This is a genomic window from Idiomarina sp. A28L, from assembly GCF_000218785.1.
Classification (GTDB): domain Bacteria; phylum Pseudomonadota; class Gammaproteobacteria; order Enterobacterales; family Alteromonadaceae; genus Aliidiomarina.
Genome location: NZ_AFPO01000001.1, coordinates 204,567 through 226,806, shown reverse-complemented (window position 1 = coordinate 226,806; position 22,240 = coordinate 204,567). Strand labels below are relative to the sequence as shown.

22 protein-coding genes are annotated in these 22,240 nt (G+C 45.0%); 13 read left to right on the top strand and 9 right to left on the bottom strand.

The window, feature by feature from the left end; translation table 11 throughout:
- The 4 genes from A28LD_RS12455 to A28LD_RS01075 form a co-directional block, all read right to left on the bottom strand.
- On the bottom strand, window positions 1-174 hold a 174-nt coding region (locus A28LD_RS12455), incomplete at its 3' end, for an SEC-C metal-binding domain-containing protein (protein ID WP_443134840.1).
- Between the two features lie 164 nt (window positions 175-338).
- Window positions 339-884 carry a DUF4760 domain-containing protein gene (locus A28LD_RS01085; protein WP_007419205.1) on the bottom strand — a complete coding sequence of 182 codons (546 nt, stop codon included), beginning with the start codon at window positions 882-884 and terminating at the stop codon, window positions 339-341.
- Between the two features lie 85 nt (window positions 885-969).
- A complete protein-coding gene (locus A28LD_RS01080) occupies window positions 970-1,665 on the bottom strand; it encodes a hypothetical protein (protein ID WP_007419204.1) in 696 nt (231 codons plus the stop codon).
- 163 nt (window positions 1,666-1,828) lie between these two features.
- On the bottom strand, window positions 1,829-2,047 hold the full coding sequence (locus A28LD_RS01075; RefSeq protein WP_040486782.1) for a DUF6500 family protein: 219 nt from the start codon (window positions 2,045-2,047) through the stop codon (window positions 1,829-1,831).
- Window positions 2,048-2,430: 383 nt separating this feature from the next.
- On the opposite strand from A28LD_RS01075, the gene A28LD_RS01070 reads away from it, so the two are divergent.
- From A28LD_RS01070 to A28LD_RS01065, 3 genes are all read left to right on the top strand, one after another.
- The gene (locus tag A28LD_RS01070) at window positions 2,431-2,940 is read left to right on the top strand and encodes a phage integrase N-terminal SAM-like domain-containing protein (protein WP_007419202.1); all 510 of its coding nucleotides are present in this window, start codon (window positions 2,431-2,433) and stop codon (window positions 2,938-2,940) included.
- A gap of 60 nt (window positions 2,941-3,000) precedes the next feature.
- A complete protein-coding gene (locus A28LD_RS12105; protein WP_443134839.1) occupies window positions 3,001-3,216 on the top strand; it encodes a type II toxin-antitoxin system RelE/ParE family toxin in 216 nt (71 codons plus the stop codon).
- A gap of 77 nt (window positions 3,217-3,293) precedes the next feature.
- The gene (locus tag A28LD_RS01065; RefSeq protein ID WP_337442340.1) at window positions 3,294-3,575 is read left to right on the top strand and encodes a HigA family addiction module antitoxin; all 282 of its coding nucleotides are present in this window, start codon (window positions 3,294-3,296) and stop codon (window positions 3,573-3,575) included.
- 58 nt (window positions 3,576-3,633) lie between these two features.
- Here A28LD_RS01065 and A28LD_RS01060 read toward each other — a convergent pair whose 3' ends face one another.
- From A28LD_RS01060 to A28LD_RS01040, 4 genes are all read right to left on the bottom strand, one after another.
- A complete protein-coding gene (locus tag A28LD_RS01060) occupies window positions 3,634-3,990 on the bottom strand; it encodes a hypothetical protein (RefSeq protein ID WP_007419200.1) in 357 nt (118 codons plus the stop codon).
- A gap of 548 nt (window positions 3,991-4,538) precedes the next feature.
- Window positions 4,539-4,868: a hypothetical protein gene (locus A28LD_RS01050; RefSeq protein WP_007419198.1), complete on the bottom strand. Its 330-nt coding sequence runs from the start codon at window positions 4,866-4,868 to the stop codon at window positions 4,539-4,541.
- Window positions 4,869-5,118: 250 nt separating this feature from the next.
- Complete coding sequence (gene arfB / locus A28LD_RS01045; protein WP_007419197.1) at window positions 5,119-5,544, bottom strand: alternative ribosome rescue aminoacyl-tRNA hydrolase ArfB; 426 nt, start codon at window positions 5,542-5,544, stop codon at window positions 5,119-5,121.
- 448 nt (window positions 5,545-5,992) lie between these two features.
- Window positions 5,993-7,174 carry a thiolase family protein gene (locus A28LD_RS01040; protein WP_007419195.1) on the bottom strand — a complete coding sequence of 394 codons (1,182 nt, stop codon included), beginning with the start codon at window positions 7,172-7,174 and terminating at the stop codon, window positions 5,993-5,995.
- A gap of 101 nt (window positions 7,175-7,275) precedes the next feature.
- Between A28LD_RS01040 and A28LD_RS01035 the strand changes: the two genes are divergently transcribed.
- The 10 genes from A28LD_RS01035 (at window position 7,276) to A28LD_RS00990 (ending at window position 21,368) form a co-directional block, all read left to right on the top strand.
- The gene (locus tag A28LD_RS01035) at window positions 7,276-7,731 is read left to right on the top strand and encodes a MerR family transcriptional regulator (RefSeq protein WP_007419194.1); all 456 of its coding nucleotides are present in this window, start codon (window positions 7,276-7,278) and stop codon (window positions 7,729-7,731) included.
- Entirely contained in the window at window positions 7,728-8,900 is a 1,173-nt protein-coding gene (locus A28LD_RS01030) for an isovaleryl-CoA dehydrogenase (protein WP_007419193.1), read from the top strand. Before A28LD_RS01035 ends, A28LD_RS01030 begins: the two co-directional genes overlap by 4 nt.
- 29 nt (window positions 8,901-8,929) lie before the next feature.
- The gene (locus A28LD_RS01025; RefSeq protein WP_007419192.1) at window positions 8,930-10,537 is read left to right on the top strand and encodes a carboxyl transferase domain-containing protein; all 1,608 of its coding nucleotides are present in this window, start codon (window positions 8,930-8,932) and stop codon (window positions 10,535-10,537) included.
- A gap of 9 nt (window positions 10,538-10,546) precedes the next feature.
- Window positions 10,547-11,365, top strand: coding sequence for an enoyl-CoA hydratase-related protein (locus A28LD_RS01020; RefSeq protein ID WP_007419191.1), 819 nt, complete (start codon window positions 10,547-10,549; stop codon window positions 11,363-11,365).
- Window positions 11,365-13,347 (top strand): acetyl/propionyl/methylcrotonyl-CoA carboxylase subunit alpha, encoded by a 1,983-nt coding sequence (locus A28LD_RS01015; RefSeq protein WP_007419190.1) that lies wholly within the window; start codon window positions 11,365-11,367, stop codon window positions 13,345-13,347. Before A28LD_RS01020 ends, A28LD_RS01015 begins: the two co-directional genes overlap by 1 nt.
- A gap of 72 nt (window positions 13,348-13,419) precedes the next feature.
- Window positions 13,420-14,346 carry a hydroxymethylglutaryl-CoA lyase gene (locus A28LD_RS01010; protein WP_007419189.1) on the top strand — a complete coding sequence of 309 codons (927 nt, stop codon included), beginning with the start codon at window positions 13,420-13,422 and terminating at the stop codon, window positions 14,344-14,346.
- 45 nt (window positions 14,347-14,391) lie between these two features.
- Window positions 14,392-16,356, top strand: a complete 1,965-nt coding sequence (locus A28LD_RS01005; protein WP_007419188.1) for an acetoacetate--CoA ligase — start codon at window positions 14,392-14,394, stop codon at window positions 16,354-16,356.
- Between the two features lie 244 nt (window positions 16,357-16,600).
- On the top strand, window positions 16,601-18,796 hold the full coding sequence (locus A28LD_RS01000; protein WP_007419187.1) for a putative bifunctional diguanylate cyclase/phosphodiesterase: 2,196 nt from the start codon (window positions 16,601-16,603) through the stop codon (window positions 18,794-18,796).
- A gap of 135 nt (window positions 18,797-18,931) precedes the next feature.
- The gene (locus A28LD_RS00995; protein WP_007419186.1) at window positions 18,932-20,596 is read left to right on the top strand and encodes an electron transfer flavoprotein-ubiquinone oxidoreductase; all 1,665 of its coding nucleotides are present in this window, start codon (window positions 18,932-18,934) and stop codon (window positions 20,594-20,596) included.
- A gap of 352 nt (window positions 20,597-20,948) precedes the next feature.
- A complete protein-coding gene (locus A28LD_RS00990; protein WP_007419185.1) occupies window positions 20,949-21,368 on the top strand; it encodes an H-NS family histone-like protein in 420 nt (139 codons plus the stop codon).
- Between the two features lie 78 nt (window positions 21,369-21,446).
- Here the strand turns inward: A28LD_RS00990 and A28LD_RS00985 are convergent, their stop codons facing one another.
- Complete coding sequence (locus A28LD_RS00985; RefSeq protein ID WP_007419184.1) at window positions 21,447-22,106, bottom strand: hypothetical protein; 660 nt, start codon at window positions 22,104-22,106, stop codon at window positions 21,447-21,449.
- Window positions 22,107-22,240 lie beyond the last annotated feature (134 nt).

Genomic DNA, 22,240 nt, shown 5'->3' with positions numbered 1-22,240 from the left:
GTTTGTGCAGGTGGCTACCCCTGCGTCGGGGTGCAGACATAGGCCGCGCTGCTGCGCTACAGAAATTTCGTGGGTAATTTTCCCTGGAGGCACTACTTCTTGCTTGTGCCTGTCCCTATGGCAGACCTTCCATTTTTTCCCTGAGCCACACCAACACGGTTCATTCCGCTCCATCTTTGCTTTCGGCTTAAGCGGTGGAGGTGGAATAAATTCGGAGGTTAACGACGGGTGCATATCTAGTAACTTCTAACGCAAAGCACACGGGCGCAAACTCGTCAAGCGGGTTGGCGTCCCAGCGGCTGAAGACCGCGAGTGATGCGCCTTGCTAATTGACTGATTCATTGTAGAGTACTGTCCCACTTCTTTGCATAATATTCAAAATTTTCAAATGTCCTTGAATGAGTATGAGTTTGCATGTGCTTAATTACCTCAGAACAACGATACCATTGATTGCTAAAAACCTTTAGGAAGAAAGCTTTACACACTGATTCACTTAAATCGTTTTGCTTTATTCCAATAGAAATAAACTCGAGAAAATTAAGGACGCTAATAAGGCCATGACGAGCGCCTTCATTTGCTGGATCATTGAATTTATCAGATGTTAGTTTCTGACCAGAAGGAAACGCCTGTTGAAATGATTGCACTTGTTTTAAATATGACTCACTCAATCTCGATTGTGTAATAATTGAAAGTGTTGACTGCCGCTGCGCGATGTAAAGTGAAACCCACCAACCTAAAGTAATGGCCGACAAAGACGCAAAACAGGAAATTAGTATAAAAGGGCCATTACCATTTGAATCAGTTCCGATACGATAAATCCATCCAGCAATACCAAAACTCGATATACAGAAGAGTCCTGACATTATCAAAAGTAGTATTCTCAATTATCCCTCCTAGTCACTTAACGTTTGGTTAAGGGGCGGGCTTTAGCCCGTCCCAGTGAACGAAGCGAACGGTTTGAACCAGGTGTTAGATATTTATCACTGCGCCGGCTGCTTTGATAAATTCTTGTCTGGTAAGTCTTGCAATGGCAAATTCTTTTGGATTAAGAGATGAGACAAGGTCTTTGCAGGCCGCCAAGGTAGCCAAATAGAAAATCCTACCTCTGACGTCTAAGAATACATGAGCAGTTGAGCTCTTCCATTTTTCCAAGAAATTACCACGCATGATCCATTCGTGAACTTCGAATTTCTTTCCTTTGACTTCATGCGTTGCTAACGGAGTGTTCAACGACATCTCAAAGTTAAAAGAAGAATTGCTTTTGTTATCTTGATATAGATGGACCAGCCAAAACATCCGATGATCTTCTTTGTAGAATTTTTCTCGTATGAACATTTCTTCGATTGTTATAAAGGAATGCTGAAGTTCTAATACGAGAGAAGCACCACATGAGGAAGGCACAAGTACATCTGCTCTGTGTGTTTCACCTGCTTGATTCTTTAGTGTGACTTCACACCACTCGATTGGAAAAATAGATTTCCATTGCAGATGCCAAGGGCCTTCGGCTTCCGACCAAGAGTCACAGTCCCCACCTCTATGTCTCCAGTGAGCAATCCGCGTAGGGCTAATGACAGCAAAAAGCTTACCGCCGCATCCGGTACAGACACTTGTCTCACCTTTTGCTTTAGGTTGCCGTTTTACTCCGTCGACCCAGGCGTAAATCATCAGTGCTCCTTGTCGATTTTGGGGTTTAGATATTCACTCAACGATAAGCCCTAATTGCACGCTGCTGACTACTGAGTTCTCTAACGCCCGAAATAACCGGCGTGCGCTAGCACGTCCGGCGCCGCAGGCGCGTAGTTAATTGACTTGTTATACGTACTGTTCATCAGAGCCCAGACTCAACCATGCGTTTAATCTTCGATGCCTTTTCGAAATGATCTAGTTTGTGCACTTTAATCCACCAAATAGCGGCTTCCATTAGTAACTCTGGCTCGTCATTTCTATTGGCAAAAAACGCATAAAACGAGAGTCCAACCGAATCACCTTTCAATTCCAGTTTCTTCGTGCAAACTTCAACAATCTTGCGCCTCAATTCATCTCTCATGGTTTTAATCGACAACCTCGGATTTAGATTTAGTGCGCATAACATTTGTATAGTAGGAAGGAGCGGTGTATCGAGCTCAATCCCACGGTATAATTTGAACGAACGCCCCACTTCACAACGCTTTACTCTTTGAATACAACTCAATTACCCAACAAGCAAATCGAGCGTTCACGTATATTTTAGATAGCGAGATTGAGCAAAAACTCCTTTGCAATTCCGTATATCTGGGTACCGAATTTTCCTATGTCTCTACCATAACTTGCTTTTTCTAAATCAGCAATTCGATAGTATGCGCAAAGGCTTACTAAATCGTGAATGGCTAAATTCCGCGTATAACGGATAATTGTTTTAATTAAACTAGAAATAGCTCAAGGAACGATGCTATGGGTAAAAGCCCTTTTATGGAAATGCTCCGTGCCGAAATTCGATTGCGCGGTTACGCGCTGCGAACTGAAAAAACTTACCTTTACTGGATTAAACAATACATTCGATTTCATGATTTGAAGCACCCCGAGCAAATGGGTGGTGAAGAAGTTAAATCATTTCTCACTTGGCTTGCTTCAGTAAGGCATGTCGCGCCAAACACTCAGAAAGTGGCGTTGAATGCTTTGGTGTTTATGTATCAGAAAGTACTTGGCAAAGAGCTTGGTGATTTAGGATTCACACTAGCAACCTATCAACGCAAGCTACCAGTAGTACTCACAGCTCAAGAGGCTCTGAGTATTATTGACAATGTGAGCGGGATCTATGGTCTTATTATCGAACTGCTTTATGGCTCGGGTTTGCGAGTTAACGAATGCCTACGCTTGAGAGTTCAAGATATTTGCCTGAAAACATCGGCGCTTACTGTTCGCGATGGAAAAGGCAACAAAGATCGACTTAGATCCGATTAATTGACGTTGGTAGTCCTACAAACCCGATTGATACCCGAGGCGTTATAGGTTACATTAACTGTGATTCAAAGTTTTAAACATAAAGGTTTACAAAGGTTCTTTCACACCGGTTGTACTAATGGAATTCAAGCTACACATACGAAGCGTTTGCGATTAATTCTCGGGCAATTAAATGTGGCAACTGAACCCAGAGACATGAATTTACCGGGACTACGTTTGCATAAACTGACTGGAAATCGTTCCGGTACGTGGTCCGTTAATGTAAGTGGCAACTAGCGAGTAACTTTTGTTTTTCTCGGTAGCGATATCGGCACTGTCAATTATGAAGACTATCATTGAGGTATATTATGCTTATGCACAACCCACCCCATCCAGGTGAAATCATTAAAGAACTATGCCTTGAACCTCTAGGTATCTCCGTTACCGAAGCCGCCGACGCGTTAGGCGTTAGCAGAAAAACTCTTAGTTCAATTCTTAATGGCCGGGCGGGGATCAGCCCAGAAATGGCGGTTCGTCTGTCCATCGCTTTCGATACTTCCGCAGAAAGTTGGCTTGAACAACAATCTCAATATCAGCTTTGGCATGCTGAGAAACACAGAGGCGAACTAAAAGTTCGAAAACTAGTTTCTGCTTAAAGATCGTTTATCCGCACGGCAAATACACTAATGTTCTGTGAGAATTTTTTTAAATAACTCAATCCCACCGAAACCATTCATTCGATTCCGGTTGAAAAAGACGAAAAATAGCGAAAATAGAAATTGGTATGGTAATGAATGAAGTCACCCAATCCGCTTTCGGCATCTCCGAACCTATACCACCTATCATTAACACAATACCCATCGCAAAGATGATTGTAAAAACCCAACGCGCTGGATTACTGCCTTTGCTCAGCTTGTATGGAAAAATACAATATAGTGCATATATGAACACGCTGAACACGAATTCTCCTGAAGAAATCTCACCGGTCCATATACCAATAAGTGCTGATACAACATAAAAACCTAAGCAGATCCATATTGCAAAAATCGCTTGTTCTATTTCCTTTGGCATAACTATCTCCTTGAATGCCCAGCTTTCATAATTTATTCGTGTTCTCACCTGCTGGGTGACTCAAACCTCATTAGGCTTTGGCTAAAAAATTGCAGAAAAAGCAATGGGTTGCTCACGCTACCGCACGGAAGCGCTTTAGTAATGAGGCTTCCGGCCTATCTTTTCTCGTTACTTCCATACAACTGTTTTCAACAATACTTAGCTTTGTAGATCTCGGCGAGGCTTAATACTTCACAGATTCAGAGAGTACAAAGCTAAGCATATTTAATTACTATTTATGTGCAGGTTAAAGTAGTACAAACAGGAAACCCACAACGAGCATGATTATGATAGCAGCAGCCGACATCACTTTACCGAGGTTGGAGTGAGCATCGGCCTCGCGCTCGGTTTCTAACTTCAAAGTTTCTATCTCTGAATCAGGTAAACCTTTGCAATGCGGGCATTCAGTTTCTTTCTTAGCGTAACGTAATTCACATCGAGGACACTGAACCGTCTTAATATTTCTGGAATAAAGAACTTGCATTACCATAAACACCTAGCAATTATCATCAACCCATTGAAAGGCCGAAAGCTATGAGAGATATGGTGCCCACTATGATGAGCGCCGAAATTAGGCTGCCAAGAATCGCAAATATCTTCTTTTTCTCTTTCTGAAAGAGCCCACTAATACCCAGCCCAAGAGCGATTAGCGAGGCTGCTAAACTCAAAAGCATGAGCAAGCCGATAACAATCGCGGCTGATGATTCTTCATCCATTCCGCCTGGGCTGGAGGCTTCCAAATACCCGGCCGAAACAATCAATATAATAAGAATAATTCCTGATACGATGCTCGTATAAAATGAACCTAGCCCGAGCCCTGAGTGTGGTTTCTTTTCCATTAGTTTTCCTTTAATAAAGTGCAATTTTGGTTAAGCGAAATAATTTAAATCGAACTCGTTGAGGGTAATATTTGAGCGGGGATAGTGAGGAGATGAATAGATCCGCTACCGCACGGTAGCGCAACATGAAAAGTGGCTTCCGGCCTCAAAACTTCCTTAACTTAAAATTAACAATACCCAATTTTATAAATACCGGCAATGATTAATTAATAACTGAAATTAACGAACTATTTAAACTAGCACAAGGGGGTTAACCCTCAGTTCCGGGCTTTTTTCGGGCGGCTTTAATGCCACCGCGTTGTTTTTTGGCAACGATACGGCGGGTTTTGCTGGCTTTGGTGGGGCGTGTGGCAATGCGTTTTTTCTGCACAATGGCTACGCTTGCAACCAACTGAATAAAATCAGCTAGAGCTTGTTCGCGGTTGGCGAGTTGGCTTCGGCTTTCTTGGCACTTTATGATGATTTTGCCGCTTTGAGTAATTCGGTGATCGCTTTTATTAAGGAGCTTTTCTTTGTAGAACTCTGGCAAAGTTGAGGCGCGTATATCAAAAATAAGTTGTGCGGCGGTAGCCACTTTATTCACATTTTGCCCACCCGCTCCGCTTGAGCGTATAAACTGCCACTCAACTTCGCTATCAGGAATGCTTACTCGTGCTGAAATTTGTATATCTGCCATACTTTTTCTAATCCTTCTCTGCGCTTATGTATCCCTACTTAAACTCTTGATATCCATTACTCGATTTCATGCGAATAATCTCCAATCGTACGTTGCAAGGTATATAATACGCCGTGTCTGGAGATTGAAGCGCACAGACAGCAGCAACCGCTTCGAGTTAATTATTTTATTGACCGAGGAGTAACCTATGATTGAAGAAATCCGTAAAAACTTACTTTATAACGTAATGATTCCAGGAGTAATCGCAGTGCTCGGAATCCTTGCTATGTCGGCTTACTTATATGCATTTGTGTTGTAACGCGTTTCAATAACTCCGAACAGCTTACACCAAGTATTCTATATGAAATAGCATACACCAAAAACAAAGGCCCTACAGCGATTCCCAACCCGCCGTAGGGCCTTTTTTGTGGCTTGAGTATCATTTGCACTCAAGCCCACCTATTTCGCTTTAAATCATTTCTACTGCAAGGGCTACCGCTTCACCACCACCGATGCACAGTGAGGTTACGCCTTTGCTTTTGCCGTGTTGCTTCAGTGCGTGCAACAAGGTAACGAGCAAGCGCGCGCCAGAAGCACCAATTGGGTGGCCAAGTGCACAAGCACCGCCGTTCACGTTAACTTTCGCATCATCGAGCTGCATATCTTTAATGGCAATCATCGTTACCATGGCGAATGCTTCGTTAATTTCCCAAAGATCTACATCATCTTTGCTCCACCCTGCTTGCTCAAGCGCTTTGTTCATTGCGCCAACTGGCGCCATAGTGAACTCTGAAGGCTTTTGCGAATGGGTAGCATGAGAAACAATACGCGCCAACGGTGTTAAACCACGCGCCTTGGCATCGCTTTCACGCATTAACACCAGCGCAGCTGCGCCATCAGAAATAGATGATGAGTTAGCAGCGGTTACTGTGCCATCTTTGGCAAATGCTGGGCGTAGGCTTGGAATTTTATCAATGCGCGCTTTACCCGGTTGCTCATCAATAGTTACCGTAACATCGCCTTTGCGATCGCTGTAGGTTAACGGTTCAATTTCATCAGCAAATAAACCTTCATTAATAGCGTTCTGCGCCCGCGTTAGTGAACGAATGGCGAAATCGTCCATATCTTCGCGGCTAAAACCATAACTATCGGCCGTATCTTGCGCGTAGCAGCCCATGGCTTTGCCTTCGTAGGCATCTTGTAGGCCATCGAACATCATGTGATCGATAACTTGGCCGTGGCCCATACGGTAGCCGCCACGTGCTTTATCTAACAAATACGGTGCATTCGACATGCTTTCCATACCGCCTGCCACTACTACATTAGCAGAGCCTGCTTTAATTAAATCATGGCCGAACATTACGGTTTTTAAACCTGAGCCACATACTTTATTAATGGTGGTAGCACCGGTACTAAGTGGCAAACCTGCACCAATCATGGCTTGCCGTGCTGGGGCTTGCTTTAAACCCGCAGGAAGCACACAGCCCATGATTACTTCACTCACATCTTCGCCGGCAATGCCTGCACGGCTTACGGCGGCTTTGATGGCTGCGGCACCTAAATCGGGTGCACTCACAGGGCTTAATTCACCCATGAAACCGCCCATTGGCGTGCGCGCGGCGGAAACAATTACTACTGAATCTGAGCTCATGAAACTTATCTCCTGAAGGTTGTAAAACTTTACGTTAACGTAAACTTCATGTTAGCTTATCGTGTATAAGTGCCGTATGGCAAGTAAGTGGGAATAGTAACATGCAGAATACTAACGTTTCAGCAGTGGAAGCAGAATTTGAAACTAGCCCTGAGCGCGTTCGCCGCACCCAGGATTCGTTCAGTATTGGTGATTTATCGAAAGAGTTTGATATCACCACACGAAGCATTCGTTTCTACGAAGATCAAGGCCTGATGATGCCCGAGCGGCGCGGCCAAACACGCATTTACACGCAAAAAGATCGGGTTCGTTTAAAGCTGATTTTACGCGGCAAACGGCTTGGCTTTACGTTGGCGGAAACTAAAACCCTATTTGATATGTATGAACGTGATGGCAGCAGTGTGAACCAACTGCAAACTATGTTGCGTTTAATAGACGACAAGAAATTGGCTCTACGCCAGCAACTCGAAGATATTAAAGTTGTTTTGCACGAGTTAACCGCCGTTGAGAGCGGATGCCGAGCAGAACTTACCGAAAAAACCAAGGAGAACCCATGATAAGCGCGTATAAAACTTTCAATTTTGATCTCGGTGAAACTGCCGATATGATTCGTGAGCAAGTAAATGCATTTGCTCGTGATGAAATCGCACCGCGTGCTGCCGAAATTGATGAAGCCAATGAGTTTCCTGCCGATTTGTGGCGCAAATTTGGCGATATGGGTTTACTCGGCATTACTGTTCCTGAAGAGTTCGGTGGCTCACAACTTGGCTACCTAGAGCACGTAATTGCTATGGAAGAAATTAGCCGTGCTTCTGCTTCTGTAGGCCTAAGCTATGGTGCGCATTCTAACCTTTGCGTGAATCAGTTAAAAATTAACGGCAGCCAAGCGCAAAAAGAAAAGTATTTACCTAAATTAGTAAGTGGCGAGCACGTAGGCGCATTGGCCATGAGTGAGCCAAACGCTGGTTCTGATGTAGTAAGCATGAAGTTACACGCTAAGAAAGATGGCGATCACTACATTCTGAACGGTAATAAAATGTGGATCACCAACGGCCCTGATGCCGATGTATTAGTAGTTTACGCAAAAACTGAACCGAGCAAAGGTTCGAAAGGCATTACTGCTTTTATTATTGAAAAAGAAAACACTCCAGGTTTTAGCACTGCGCAGAAGCTCGATAAGCTCGGCATGCGCGGCTCAAATACCTGTGAATTAGTGTTTGAAGATGCCCGTGTTCCAGCGGAAAACATTCTTGGCGAATTAAACCAAGGCGTTAAAGTTCTAATGAGCGGCCTTGATTACGAGCGTGCGGTATTAGCGGCGGGCCCTTTGGGTATCATGCAAGCCTGCATGGATGTTGTGGTGCCTTATATTCACGAACGTAGCCAATTTGGCCAAGCCATTGGTGAATTCCAATTAGTGCAAGGCAAAATTGCCGATATGTACACACAAATGAACGCTGCCCGTGCTTATGTATATGCGGTAGCCAAAGCTTGTGATCGTGGCGAAACCACTCGTAAAGATGCCGCTGGTGCTATTCTTTATGCAGCTGAATTAGCAACCAAAATGGCGCTTGATGCCATTCAGTTATTGGGCGGCAACGGTTACATTAACGAATACCCTACGGGCCGCTTATTACGCGATGCCAAACTGTATGAAATTGGTGCGGGCACCTCGGAAATTCGCCGTATGTTAATTGGCCGTGAGTTATTTTCGGAATCGAAATAATTTAGCGCTAACCGATAAGGAACCTCGTTGTGGCTATTATCACCAGTAAAGTGAATTCGCGCGATGAAACATTTTTAGCGAATAAAGAATCGATGCAAGCCGTAATGGCTGATTTGCAGGAAAAAGCGGCACAAATTAAACAAGGTGGCGGTAAAAGCTACCAAGAACGGCATGAATCACGGGGCAAGCTGCTTGCCCGTGATCGTATTCAACGTTTACTCGATGCCGGCTCGCCATTTTTAGAGCTTGGCCAATTTGCCGCATGGGATGTTTACGATGATTACGTGCCAGCTGCTGGTGTTGTTGCCGGTATTGGCCGTGTTGAAGGCGTTGAATGCATGATTGTTGCAAACGATGCAACGGTAAAAGGTGGAACCTATTATCCGCTTACCGTTAAAAAGCATTTACGCGCGCAAGAAATTGCTGAACGCTGCCACTTACCCTGCATTTATTTAGTTGATTCTGGTGGTGCGAACTTGCCCCAGCAAGATGAAGTATTTCCCGATCGGGATCATTTCGGCCGTATTTTCTTCAATCAAGCGAATATGTCGGCGAAAGGCATTCCACAAATTGCTGTGGTAATGGGCCTTTGTACCGCTGGCGGTGCTTATGTACCTGCCATGGCTGATGAATCGATTATCGTAAAAGAGCAAGGTACTATTTTCTTAGCAGGCCCGCCATTGGTAAAAGCGGCCACCGGTGAAGAAGTAAGCGCTGAAGAGCTTGGTGGTGCCGATGTGCACACCCGCGTTTCCGGTGTTGCCGATCACTTTGCGGTGAACGATGAACACGCGCTAGATATCGCCCGGCGTTCAGTTTCCCGTTTGAACCGCCCTGCTAAAGCCGAGCTGGATGTAGAGCCGGTGAAACCGCCGCGTTATGCCGAAGAAGAAATTTACGGCATTGTGGGCACTGATTTGCGCAAGCCTTACGATGTGCGCGAAGTAATTGCTCGTATTGTTGATGATTCTGATTTTGATGAATTTAAACAGAACTACGGCAACACTTTAGTTACTGGCTTTGCCCGTATTCACGGTTTCTTAGTGGGTATTGTGGCGAATAACGGCATTCTGTTTTCAGAATCGGCGCAAAAAGGCGCGCACTTTATTGAGCTCTGTGCCCAGCGTAAAATTCCATTGGTGTTCTTGCAAAATATCACCGGCTTTATGGTAGGCAAGAAATATGAAGCGGAAGGTATTGCTAAGCACGGCGCGAAAATGGTTACTGCAGTAAGTTGTGCGAAAGTGCCGAAATTTACCGTGTTAATTGGTGGTAGCTATGGCGCTGGTAACTACGGTATGTGTGGCCGCGCTTATGATCCAACCCTGATGTTTATGTGGCCAAATGCGCGCATTTCCGTAATGGGTGGCGAGCAAGCCGCTGGCGTTATGGCGCAAGTTACCCGTGATGGTAAAGAACGCAAAGGCGAGAGCTGGAGCGCGGAAGACGAAGCCAAGTTCAAGCAGCCGATTATTGATACTTACGAGCACCAAGGCCACCCTTACTATGCTTCGGCGCGGTTATGGGACGATGGCATTATCGATCCTGCGCAAACGCGCACAGTGCTAGGCTTAAGTATCTCTGCGGCATTAAATGCACCGATTGAAGATACACGCTTTGGCGTGTTCCGCATGTAAGGAGTGTTTATGTCTGCTGAACATGTAGTTCTAAATATTGATAGCCGCGGCGTTGCCCGGCTCACCATGAATCGCCCAGAAGTTCATAACGCGTTTGATGATGTGATTATTGCTCAGTTGCGGGCCGCCCTTGCTGAAGTGCGTGAAAACACCGATGCACGAGTATTAGTGCTGCAATCGGCGGGTAAAAACTTCTCTGCTGGTGCCGATTTAAATTGGATGCGTTCTATGGCTGATAAAAATTATCAGGAGAACGTGGAAGATGCGGGTGAACTGGGTGCTCTGATGTGGGAACTCGATCAACTGCCAATTCCTACCATTGCGCTAGTAAACGGCGCTGCCTTTGGTGGCGCTGTGGGCCTAGTAGCCTGCTGCGATATGGCCATTGGCCATAGCCGAGCAAGCTTTTGCCTTTCTGAAGTAAAAATAGGCCTAATTCCAGCGGTTATTAGCCCTTATGTTGTGCGTGCTCTGGGAGAACCTGCTGCGCGCCGCTATATGCTTACGGCTGAACGTTTTTTTGCTGCTGAAGCACACCGTTTAGGCTTGCTGGATGAAGTTACCGAAGGCGATTTAGAAGAGGCACTCGAGCCCTTCTTAACCGCTCTTTTGGCCAACAGCCCCGCAGCGGTAAAAGCCTGTAAGAATCTAATTCAACACGTGAGCAACTTGCCGCTTAACCAAGAATTGGTAGCTGAAACGGCGCGCCGTATTGCCGAAATTCGTGTTTCTGCTGAAGGCCAAGAAGGCCTTAGCTCGTTCCTTGAGAAGCGCACACCAGCTTGGCAAACGGCTCAAAAGCAAACCGCAACGGATGGAAAAAAATAATGGTTCAACAATTATCGAAAATTCTAATCGCCAACCGTGGTGAAATTGCCTGCCGGGTAATTCGTACAGCGCGTGAAATGGGCATTAAAACTGTAGCGGTTTATTCTGATGCCGATGCCAACGCTCAACATGTTTTGCAAGCTGATGAAGCCGTGCATATTGGAGGTTCACAAAGCAGTGAATCGTATCTATGTGCTGATAAAGTAATAGCGGCAGCAAAGCGCACTGGCGCTCAGGCCATTCACCCAGGCTATGGCTTTTTATCAGAAAACGAATCCTTTGCTGAAGCGTTGCAAGATGCCGGCCTTATCTTCATTGGCCCACCGGTAAAAGCAATTGCGGCTATGGGTTCAAAAAGTGCTGCAAAAAACATTATGGCCGAAGCGGGTGTTCCTTTGGTGCCCGGTTATCACGGCGAAGATCAAAGTGATGATCTTCTTGCAGCAGAAGCTGAGAAAATTGGCTACCCAGTGTTGCTTAAAGCAGCCTACGGCGGTGGCGGTAAAGGCATGCGTATCGTAGAAAAAGCTAGTGAATTTGCTGAAGCGTTAGCCTCTGCCCGGCGCGAAGCAAAGGCCGGCTTTGGCAACGATAAAATGCTGGTAGAGAAATTTATTACGCGCCCTCGCCACGTTGAAATTCAAGTATTTTGCGATCAGCACGGCAACGCTGTTTATCTTGCTGAGCGCGATTGTTCGGTGCAGCGCCGCCACCAAAAAGTGGTAGAAGAAGCACCAGCACCTGGCCTTAGCGAAGAAACCCGCAAAGCTATGGGCGATGCCGCGGTGCGTGCAGCTCAAGCGATTGATTATGTGGGCGCTGGCACCGTTGAGTTCTTATTCGATGAAGATGAAAGCTTCTACTTCATGGAAATGAACACCCGCTTGCAAGTAGAGCATCCGGTTACCGAAATGATTACCGGTGTTGATTTGGTAGAATGGCAATTACGTGTTGCAGTGGGCGAAGTGTTACCGATGCAGCAAGATGAAATTGTGCTCGATGGCCATGCTTTTGAAGCGCGTATTTATGCTGAAAATGCAGATGATAATTTTATGCCGAGCACTGGCACCCTAGCCTATTTGCGGCACCCGGAAGTTTCGCCATACGTGCGTTGGGATTCAGGAATTGTTGAAGGCGATGAAGTAACTACCTTCTACGACCCAATGATCGCCAAGCTTATTGTATGGGATATCGACCGGGAATCGGCATTGCGCCGTTTAACCAACGCATTGCGTGAAACCCGCATTGCCGGTGTTACTACCAATACTGATTATTTGCACCGTATTGTAAGCCACGAAGCATTTCAAAAAGCTGAGTTCACTACGCGCTTTATTGAGCAATATGGTGAAGCCTTACATAAACGTGAAGCCGGCTTACCAGAGCCTGTTAACCTTCTTACTATTGCGGCCTCAATTATTCGCAACCGCCAACAAGCCGCTAACCAAGATCCTTGGTCGCGTGCTAATGGCTGGCGGGTGAATGCTGCAGCAAAACACCGTATTTGTTTGCAAACTGCAGGGGCTGAAGCGGCCACTATTCTAAACTTAGAAGAAACGGATGCGGGTATTTACTGGCCAGAGCAAGAAATTTCCCTGCGTTTTGCTAAAGATGGCGCCGTGCTTGTAGATGGTTTGCGTTTCCATGCTGATATTGCGCATACAAAAACTGCCGAAGGAAGCAGCCGCTACACTGTATTTAGCCATTATGGCCGTTTTGATGCTAGCGTATATGATGCGGTTTCCGAACTAATTCATGAAGAAGAGGCTGGTAGCTTAACCGCACCAATGAATGGCACCATTGTGGCCGTGAATGTGGCTGCAGGTGATACTGTAACTGAAGGGCAAGCACTAGTAGTGATGGAAGCCATGAAAATGGAATACACCATTCGCGCCCCATTTAATGCTACCGTAGAGCAAGTATTCTTCAACGCTGGCGAGCTAGTATCTGATGGCGTAGAGCTCATTAGTTTAGCTACGGAATAAGTAGTTAAGTAAGCAAAGCAGCTACCGCATTTACGATTGTAAATGCGGCAGCTAAAGAAAAGGAACGCGCAAATGCCAAATAGATTGCCTAGCAATATAGCGAACAAACTACCTAGTTCTGTGCGAATTGTTGAAGTGGGCCCGCGCGATGGCCTGCAAAATGAGAAAGCGGTAACCACGGCCGATAAAGTGGCATTAATTCACAATTTAGCTGATGCCGGATTCAAAACCATTGAATCAGCTAGCTTTGTGAGCCCAAAATGGGTTCCGCAAATGGCCGATAGTGCCGATGTGTTGCAACAAATTCAGCGCAAAAAGGGCGTTACCTATTCTGCGCTTACTCCGAACTTGAAAGGTTTCGAGTTAGCCATGGCTGCCGGAGCCGATGAAGTAGCAGTTTTTGGTGCGGCCTCTGAAGCGTTCAGCATGAAAAACATCAACTGTTCTATTGAAGAATCGTTAGATCGTTTTGCGCCAGTGATGGAAGCTGCGAAAGCGCAAGGCATTCGTGTGCGCGGTTATGTTTCTTGCGTTTTAGGCTGCCCTTATCAAGGCGAAGTGCCAATTAGCGAAGTTGTGCGGGTAGCCCGCCAGTTGCATAATATGGGCTGCTATGAAATTTCTCTCGGTGATACCATTGGCGTTGGCACACCCATTCATGCCCAGCGCATGCTTGGCGCGGTTGCCGATCATGTGCCTATGGAACAACTCGCTCTGCATTTCCACAATACTTACGGCCAAGCGCTGGCAAATTTAGCCGCCTGTTTACCTATGGGCGTGAGCGTAATTGATAGCGCCGTAGCTGGCTTAGGTGGTTGCCCTTACGCTAAAGGCGCAAGTGGCAACGTGGCAAGTGAAGATGTGCTCTACATGCTCGATGGTATGGGCATTGAAACGGGTGTTGATTTAGATAAAGCTATTGCCGCCGGCCGTGCTATTTGTAAAGCACTAGGCACTACCCCACGTTCAAACGTAAGTATTGCCCGCAGCGCAGGTTAATTTAAAAAACAAATAAAATAAAAACGCATAAATAAAGGCGAAGTTATGAACCAGGCAAATAATCTTTTGTGGCAACCTAGCCCCGAGCAACGTGAACGCACACAAATGATGGCATTTTTGCGTACCGTTGAAGATAAATTCCAGCTCGATTTTTCTAATGATAATACTTCTGATGAATATGCTGCATTGCACGCTTGGTCGATAGCTGAAAAAGAAAAATTCTGGAGTTTACTCTGGGATGAGTTTGCTGTGATTGGTAGCAAAGGTGAGCGCGTTCTGGTGAATGGCGAAAAAATGCCGGGCGCAGAATGGTTCCCAGATGCCGAAATTAACTTCGCTGAAAACTTACTGCGTTTTCGTGATAACCGCCCTGCTTTGGTATTTACCAACGAGCACGGCGAACGCACTGAAATTACTTATGCCGAACTCTATTTAGCTACTGCGCAACTCGCCGCCAAGCTGAAGCAGCAAGGTGTGCAAGCGGGTGATAGAGTTGCGGGCATGTTGCCTAACTGTATTGAAACAATTGTAGCGATGTTAGCTACCACGAGCTTAGGTGCGGTTTGGTCGAGTTGTAGCCCTGATTTTGGTGTGCAAGGTGTACTTGATCGCTTTGGCCAAGTGGCGCCAAAAGTGTTATTCACCGTGGATGGCTATTTTTACAACGGTAAAACCCTAGATATCAGCGCTAAAGTAAATGAAATCGCAGCGAACTTACCTTCAGTTCAAGCCTTAGTAGTTATTCCTTTCGCTGGCATTGCACACAGCATTCACAACGCCGTAGCTTGGGATAATTATCGCGATACCAGCACTACTGAAGTTAACTTTGTGCCGCGCAAATTCAATGATCCGCTCTACATCATGTTCAGTTCTGGCACCACCGGTGTGCCGAAGTGTATTGTGCACGGCATTGGCGGCACCTTGCTGCAACACATTAAAGAGCATGCTTTACACACCGATTTACGCCGCGAAGATACTCTATTTTACTTCACCACTTGCGGCTGGATGATGTGGAACTGGCTGGTTTCTGGTTTGGCGATTGGTGCTCGTTTAGCCTTATTCGATGGTTCTCCTTTTTATCCAAGCCCTGCAGCTATGCCAGATTTAATTGATAAAGAAGGTATTACCGTGTTTGGCACTAGTGCTAAATACCTTGCAGCGCTAGAAAAAGCCGGTGAAAAGCCACGTGAAAGCCACAAGTTAAACGGTTTACGCGCAATTCTTACTACCGGCTCGGTGTTGGCCCCAGAAAGCTTTGATTATGTTTATCGCGATATTAAAACCGATCTGTGCTTAAGCTCAATTTCTGGCGGTACTGATATTGTTTCCTGTTTTGCCTTGGGCAACCCAACGCTTCCGGTTTATCGCGGCCAGTTACAATGCCGCGGCTTAGGTTTGGCCGTGAACGTATACAACGATGCTGGTGAACCTATACACGGTGAAAAAGGCGAACTCGTATGCGAGCAGAGCTTCCCGTGCATGCCAATCGGCTTTTGGAATGATACTGATGGTAGCCGCTATCACAGCGCCTACTTCGAGCGATTCGAGAATATTTGGGCTCATGGTGATTACGCCGAACTTACCGCCGAAGGTGGTGTAATTATTTATGGCCGTTCCGATGCGGTGCTAAATCCAGGTGGGGTGCGCATTGGTACCGCCGAAATTTACCGCCAAGTAGAAAAAGTAGATGTAGTTTTAGAAAGCATTGCAGTTGGCCAACAATGGCAAGATGATGAACGCATTGTGCTCTTTGTGAAATTGCGCGAGGGTATTGAACTTAACGAAGAACTAAGCACTGAGATTAAAAAAATCATCCGTGCTAATGCAACACCTCGGCATGTTCCTTCAGTTATTCTACAAGTGGCCGATATACCTAGAACCATTAGCGGAAAAATTGTGGAACTAGCCGTTCGCCAGGTAGTTCATGGTGAAAAAGTTAAGAACACTGATGCGCTAGCAAACCCTGAAGCGTTAGAGTACTTCCGTGATCGTGCAGAACTTAGGCAGTAAATTCGCTTTTCTGTGATTTTCGCGTGAATTTACACCTTTAAACTGCTTCGCCACTAGACGCGAAAAAATTAAACGTGTAAAAATAAGAACTTGCTTTAGATAACGAGGAATTTACGCTGTGTTGTTTACGCTTCGTAATTTCCGCTCCCTAATGAAGGGAAATGATTTGCGTTCTTTTGAGTAAGCGTTCATTCACGATTAAATGTCTTGGAAGTATAATAAAAATAGCCATCCATATGATTAAATGCGCAATCTAAAAAGACATAAACAGGCCATATTTGCCGGTGTTATAGGGTTAGCGTTAACGCTAATTCTTACATTCTCTCTCCGCATTTCGGATAATAATTCAATCCGCGATACGCTTGACTCTGAATTATATGTTCTTCAATTAGAAATTCGCCGCGAATTACAATCACATATGTTTGGCTTCACGTGGGTTAGCCGGCAAGGTGAAGCTGGCCCTGCATGGGTTGACGAAGGCGAATTGATTACCTCTTACTACCGCCAGTTCCGCAGCCTGTTTTGGGTTACCGCTGATGGCGAAGTTATTCGGCACTACCCGAATAGCTGGAGCCCACCAACAACCGTGCCTGAATCTATCGCCGTATGGTTAAGCCGATTTAACCCTGGTGCTCGTTATTTAATCAGTGCTGAAGAGCTTGCTGAGCATCCTGCTGATTTACTACTCGTAGTGCCTTTTTCTGGTGAAAGCCATGATGGTTTTTACGCTGGCATTATTGATATGAATCGGTTGTTGCATTTAACCGTGGCAAGCCACTTAAAAGATAACACCGCGTTTCATGTAGTGCGCCAATCTGATTCTGAAGTAATGTTTAGCCTTGCCGCTAACGAGCGTTTAAAAGATCAGTGGGGCAATCACCGAGTATTCCAGATATTCGGTGAAACTTGGGTGCTAGAGCTCTGGCCTACTCCTGAGCGGTTACAAGAAATGCGCAGTAAATTGCCGCTCTTGGTGTTGCTTGCCGGTTCGTTGGTAACAGGTTTGCTTACTTTCGTATTGTATTTATTGGGCGTAAGCCGGGTGCGCGAAAACCTTTTACAGGAAGCAAACCGCGAGCTTTATGATGAAATAGAAGAGCGCGAGAAGGTAGAGCAACGGGTTGCCTATTTAGCCGAACACGATTCACTTACCGGCTTAGCAAACCGCAACGCTATTATTGCCCAACTTGGTGATGAGCTAGATCTTTTACGGGAACAGAGCTTGCGCGTTGGCGTAATGATTCTGGATCTCGATCACTTTAAAGAAGTGAATGATACCCTTGGCCACAATATCGGCGATGCATTACTTAAACAAGTTTCTACCCGCTTATCGGAATTACATGGCGGTAAATCAATGCTGGCACGTTTGGGTGGCGATGAATTCGCGGTGATGCTTACTAATGTTCGTGAGCAAGAAGATTTAGAAACTTACGCAACGGAAATTATCGAAGCATTAGACAAGCATTTTAATGTAGAAGGTTACGAAATTTTTGTTACCGGTAGTATTGGTATCGCGCTTACCCAAACTGGTAAAGAAGATGCCGAAACGCTCATGCGCCATGCCGATACAGCGTTGTATCGAGCGAAAGAGCGGGGCCGGAATACCTGGCACGTTTATAGCCAAGAGTTGCATGATGAGCTCGCCGATAGGCTCGATTTATCGAAAAAGCTCCGTTATGCCATTGAACAGAATAAATTAGCGGTGTTCTATCAGCCTCAGGTTGATATGACTACCCGTAAAATTATTGGCTTAGAAGCACTAGTGCGCTGGATTGAGGATGATGGCACCATTATCGGACCAGATCGCTTTATTCCAATCGCTGAAGATTCTGGCTTAATTCTACCGATTTCCGATTTTGTATTGCAAACCGCTTGCCGGCAATTAGCCCGCTGGCGTGATATGGGCTTAAATGATATTCGCGTTTCGGTGAATTTATCGGGCCGCCAATTCCAAGTGCCCGATTTAACCGACCAGATTCTCTATGCCGTGCGCAGTGCTGGCATTCCAACCGCATTCTTAGAGCTTGAGCTTACCGAACAAGTACTGATTGAAAATAGCAAAAGCCACACGCAATTTATGCAGGATATGCGCGATAATGGTATAACCCTCGCCATCGATGATTTTGGTGTTGGTTATTCATCGCTTTCCTATTTGAAGCACTTCCCTATCAACGCACTTAAAATAGATCGTTCATTCGTAAAAGATTTACCCGACGATAAAGACGACGCCACTATTACCCAAACTATTGTAAGTTTGGCACGTAACCTTGATATCGGCATTGTGGCCGAGGGTGTAGAGAATCAAGCGCAAGCTGATTTCTTGATTGAACGGGGTTGTACCATTGGCCAAGGTTATTTCTATAGCCGAGCAGTGCCTGCCGATGAAGCTACTGCGTTGTTAACCGCGCCAAACAGCATAATTCCTGTTAAAATATCTTAGTTAATTCATAAACAACTGAGCACCGAAGTGTTTCGGTAGCTGCTGTGCTCGCCCTTTTGTTGGCATTAGCTGAACGCTAAAGAATGAAAGCACAGATTACAGAATTTAAAATTCGAAATGTGAGGAGTACCCACAATGGCTACGCATGATGTAGAACGCGAGAGTATGGAATTTGATGTACTGATTGTGGGCGCAGGCCCTGCAGGGCTCAGCACTGCGTGCAAGCTTGCCCAGCTAAACCAAGAGCAAGGCAAAGAATTGCAAATTTGCGTTATCGAAAAAGGCTCTGAAGTTGGTGCGCATATTCTTTCTGGTGCGGTATTTGAGCCGCGCGCGCTTACCGAATTGTTTCCGGATTGGAAAGAGCGCGGCGCACCCCTGAACACCCCAGTAACCCGTGATGATATTTTCATGTTTGGTAATGCTGAAAAGGCTTCGAAATTACCAAATTTCATGATGCCAAAAACGTTCCATAACGATGGCAATTACATTGTTAGCATGGGTAACGTATGCCGCTGGTTGGCTAACCAAGCCGAAGAGCTTGGTGTGGAAGTGTTCCCCGGGTTTGCTGCCGCTAGCGTGATTTACGGCGATAACAATGAAGTATGTGGTGTTTTTACCGGTGATATGGGTGTAGGTGCCGATGGCGAGCCAAAAGATGGTTATATGCCTGGCATGGAACTACGCGCGAAATACACTATTTTTGCTGAAGGTTGCCGCGGGCACTTGGGCAAAGAACTTATTCAGCACTACCAATTAGATAAAGATAGCACAGTGCAACACTACGCTATTGGTTTTAAAGAAATTTGGGATATCCCAGCTGAACAGCACGAAGAAGGCTTAGTGGTGCATTCAACTGGCTATCCGCTAACAGACGAAGCCAGCGGCGGTGGTTATTTGTATCACGCTGAGAATGGCCAAGTATTCTTGGGTTTAATTATTGATTTAAATTACACCAATCCACATTTGAACCCATTTGCAGAGTTCCAAAAATTCAAACAACACCCGCAAATTCGCAAGGTTTTAGAAAACGGTAAACGTGTAAGTTATGGCGCGCGCGCTATTGCCAAAGGCGGTTTTTATTCATTGCCGAAAATGACCATGCCAGGTGCTGTACTGGTGGGTTGTGATGCGGGTACGCTTAATTTCGCTAAAATTAAAGGCAACCATACGGCTATGAAGAGCGGTATGTTGGCAGCTGAAACTGTTTTTGCTGCGCTTAGTGGTGAAAATTATGGTGCTGATTTACAAGAGTACACGCAATCATTTAAAGATTCGTGGCTCTATGATGAATTGTATCGTTCACGCAACTTTGGGCCAGTTGTTCACAAATGGGGCACTTGGTTAGGTGGCGCATATAACACCTTAGATCAAAATTTCTTTGGCGGTAAATTGCCTTTTACTATTAAAGATACAAAAGCTGATCATGAAGGTATGCAGTTGGCCAAAGATGCCAAATCGATTGATTATCCAAAGCCTGATAATAAAATTTCTTTTGATCGTAATTCTTCAGTTTATTTATCCAATACTAACCATGAAGAAGATCAGCCTTGCCATTTACAACTAGCAGATAAAGATATTCCAATTCAAGTGAATTTGGCTAAATATGATGAGCCTGCGCAACGCTACTGCCCTGCGGGTGTATATGAAGTGGTTATTGCTGATTCTGGTGAGAAACGTTTCCAGATTAATGCGCAGAACTGCATTCATTGCAAAACCTGCGATATTAAAGACCCAAGCCAAAACATTCGCTGGGTAACACCAGAAGGCACTGGTGGCCCCACATATCCTAATATGTAAACACCACGAATAAACTGAATTTAGTTAGTAATCAGCCCATTAAAGAATGCCCTGTTATTCGGCATTATTTAATGGGCTTTTTTATTTGCTTATAAAAATACATATCCCTTAGTACGATCGATATATATCATTTAAATCAATGTAGCCTAGAATATAGTACGTATGTGAATTCTTCGTAAGTTTTAGCTTAACTGATAGTTCGATAATTGTTCATGCGTTACTTTCGTATTAAAGTTTAAAACGCAGCGGAAATATTATAAGAGTGTACTATTTTGGTATTTTTTAGTTACACCTCCGAATAGATATCTCCATAAATTTGGTTTTAGCCATTTAAAGCAACATAGGATAATACATGAGCGAGTTTACAGATATTCTAACCCACGCCCGCCGCCTTAATGCAGCAACAAAAGAATTAACCGTTGCTGAACTTAATGATGTGGCTACGAAATTGGCAAATATTATTGAGCAGCGCAAGGATGAAGAAGCTGAGCAACAACGTCTGCTGGCTGCTAAGCAGTTAGAAATCGAACGGATTCGTAAACAAATTGCCGATGCTGGTTTAAACCCAGAAGATTTCCTCGGTACCGATAGTGGTGCCGGTAAAACTAAATCTCCGCGTAAGCCCTATAAAGCGCGAGCACCAAAGCCTGCAAAGTATAAATATACTGATGCTGAAGGTGAAAGCAAAACGTGGACAGGCCAAGGCCGTACGCCAAAACCAATTCAAGAAGCATTAAACGCTGGCCGTTCGTTAAACGATTTTTTAATCTAAAAATTAATGCCAAAAAAAGGGTGTTTCGTTTTGCGAAACACCCTTTTTATATTATTTATACAACTTATATTTTACTCATTAACGTAAACGAATACCCGCATCGCCTACACCAATATCAATACTAATCGGATATTCACCATCACCACGGCCGCTTGTTGTTTCAGCAACAATCGCACGCTTAGTTTTTACATCATGAGCGCCACGAATAGTTGCTGAACCTACACCAGCATTAGCACTTACAGCTCCAGCTTCGCTGATTAACCCTTCAACTTTTGCATCGCCTACGCCCAAATCGATATTAACCGCTGTTGCCCCTACTTTTACATCTACTAAGCCAACACCAAGATCGACATCAAGTTTAGCCACAGCCGGCAAGGTTACATGCCAGGTAGATTCTACATTGTTTTCTGAAAATGAGATGGTTAGCACACCGCGGCGTTCACGAATTTCAACGTTCATATCGCTTACATCTTTGGTACGGCGCATAATTCCTGAACGCTTACCTTCAAATACCGCACGAATCGTGAGTTCAGTGCCCTCACCTTGTTCCACATAAACCGAGCCCACACTATTTTTCAGCACCACGTGATTAACATCAGCCACAGATATTTCGTGATAGCGTTCAACTTCATCGCTTGCTGATACTGCTGTGCTTAGCGTAAGCATGCTTAACGACGCCACAAAGGCCACCACGATCCAGCTCATTTTTTGCATCGTTGTTTTCATTGCCTTACTCATAACTTATTCCTTTTTATTATTGCTCTGGCTGCTATTAGTTCGAGCATCTAGCTAAAAATCTATAGGTTTTAATATACATTTAATATGTAAGCAATTTTCAGGCCAAAATTACAAGCTGTTGTTTTTAAATGGTT

Bases quoted from the DNA above. Each gene is read 5' to 3' on its own strand.
- A28LD_RS00985 (WP_007419184.1), bottom strand. From the start codon at position 22,106: ATGAGTAAGGCAATGAAAACAACGATGCAAAAAATGAGCTGGATCGTG.
- arfB (WP_007419197.1), bottom strand. From the start codon at position 5,544: ATGGCAGATATACAAATTTCAGCACGAGTAAGCATTCCTGATAGCGAA.
- A28LD_RS01005 (WP_007419188.1), top strand. From the start codon at position 14,392: ATGAACCAGGCAAATAATCTTTTGTGGCAACCTAGCCCCGAGCAACGT.
- A28LD_RS01015 (WP_007419190.1), top strand. From the start codon at position 11,365: ATGGTTCAACAATTATCGAAAATTCTAATCGCCAACCGTGGTGAAATT.
- A28LD_RS01040 (WP_007419195.1), bottom strand. From the start codon at position 7,174: ATGAGCTCAGATTCAGTAGTAATTGTTTCCGCCGCGCGCACGCCAATG.
- A28LD_RS01035 (WP_007419194.1), top strand. From the start codon at position 7,276: ATGCAGAATACTAACGTTTCAGCAGTGGAAGCAGAATTTGAAACTAGC.
- A28LD_RS01020 (WP_007419191.1), top strand. From the start codon at position 10,547: ATGTCTGCTGAACATGTAGTTCTAAATATTGATAGCCGCGGCGTTGCC.
- A28LD_RS01010 (WP_007419189.1), top strand. From the start codon at position 13,420: ATGCCAAATAGATTGCCTAGCAATATAGCGAACAAACTACCTAGTTCT.
- A28LD_RS01060 (WP_007419200.1), bottom strand. From the start codon at position 3,990: ATGCCAAAGGAAATAGAACAAGCGATTTTTGCAATATGGATCTGCTTA.
- A28LD_RS01065 (WP_337442340.1), top strand. From the start codon at position 3,294: ATGCACAACCCACCCCATCCAGGTGAAATCATTAAAGAACTATGCCTT.
- A28LD_RS01000 (WP_007419187.1), top strand. From the start codon at position 16,601: ATGCGCAATCTAAAAAGACATAAACAGGCCATATTTGCCGGTGTTATA.
- A28LD_RS01050 (WP_007419198.1), bottom strand. From the start codon at position 4,868: ATGGAAAAGAAACCACACTCAGGGCTCGGGCTAGGTTCATTTTATACG.
- A28LD_RS01030 (WP_007419193.1), top strand. From the start codon at position 7,728: ATGATAAGCGCGTATAAAACTTTCAATTTTGATCTCGGTGAAACTGCC.
- A28LD_RS00995 (WP_007419186.1), top strand. From the start codon at position 18,932: ATGGCTACGCATGATGTAGAACGCGAGAGTATGGAATTTGATGTACTG.
- A28LD_RS00990 (WP_007419185.1), top strand. From the start codon at position 20,949: ATGAGCGAGTTTACAGATATTCTAACCCACGCCCGCCGCCTTAATGCA.
- A28LD_RS01075 (WP_040486782.1), bottom strand. From the start codon at position 2,047: ATGAGAGATGAATTGAGGCGCAAGATTGTTGAAGTTTGCACGAAGAAA.
- A28LD_RS01080 (WP_007419204.1), bottom strand. From the start codon at position 1,665: ATGATTTACGCCTGGGTCGACGGAGTAAAACGGCAACCTAAAGCAAAA.
- A28LD_RS01070 (WP_007419202.1), top strand. From the start codon at position 2,431: ATGGGTAAAAGCCCTTTTATGGAAATGCTCCGTGCCGAAATTCGATTG.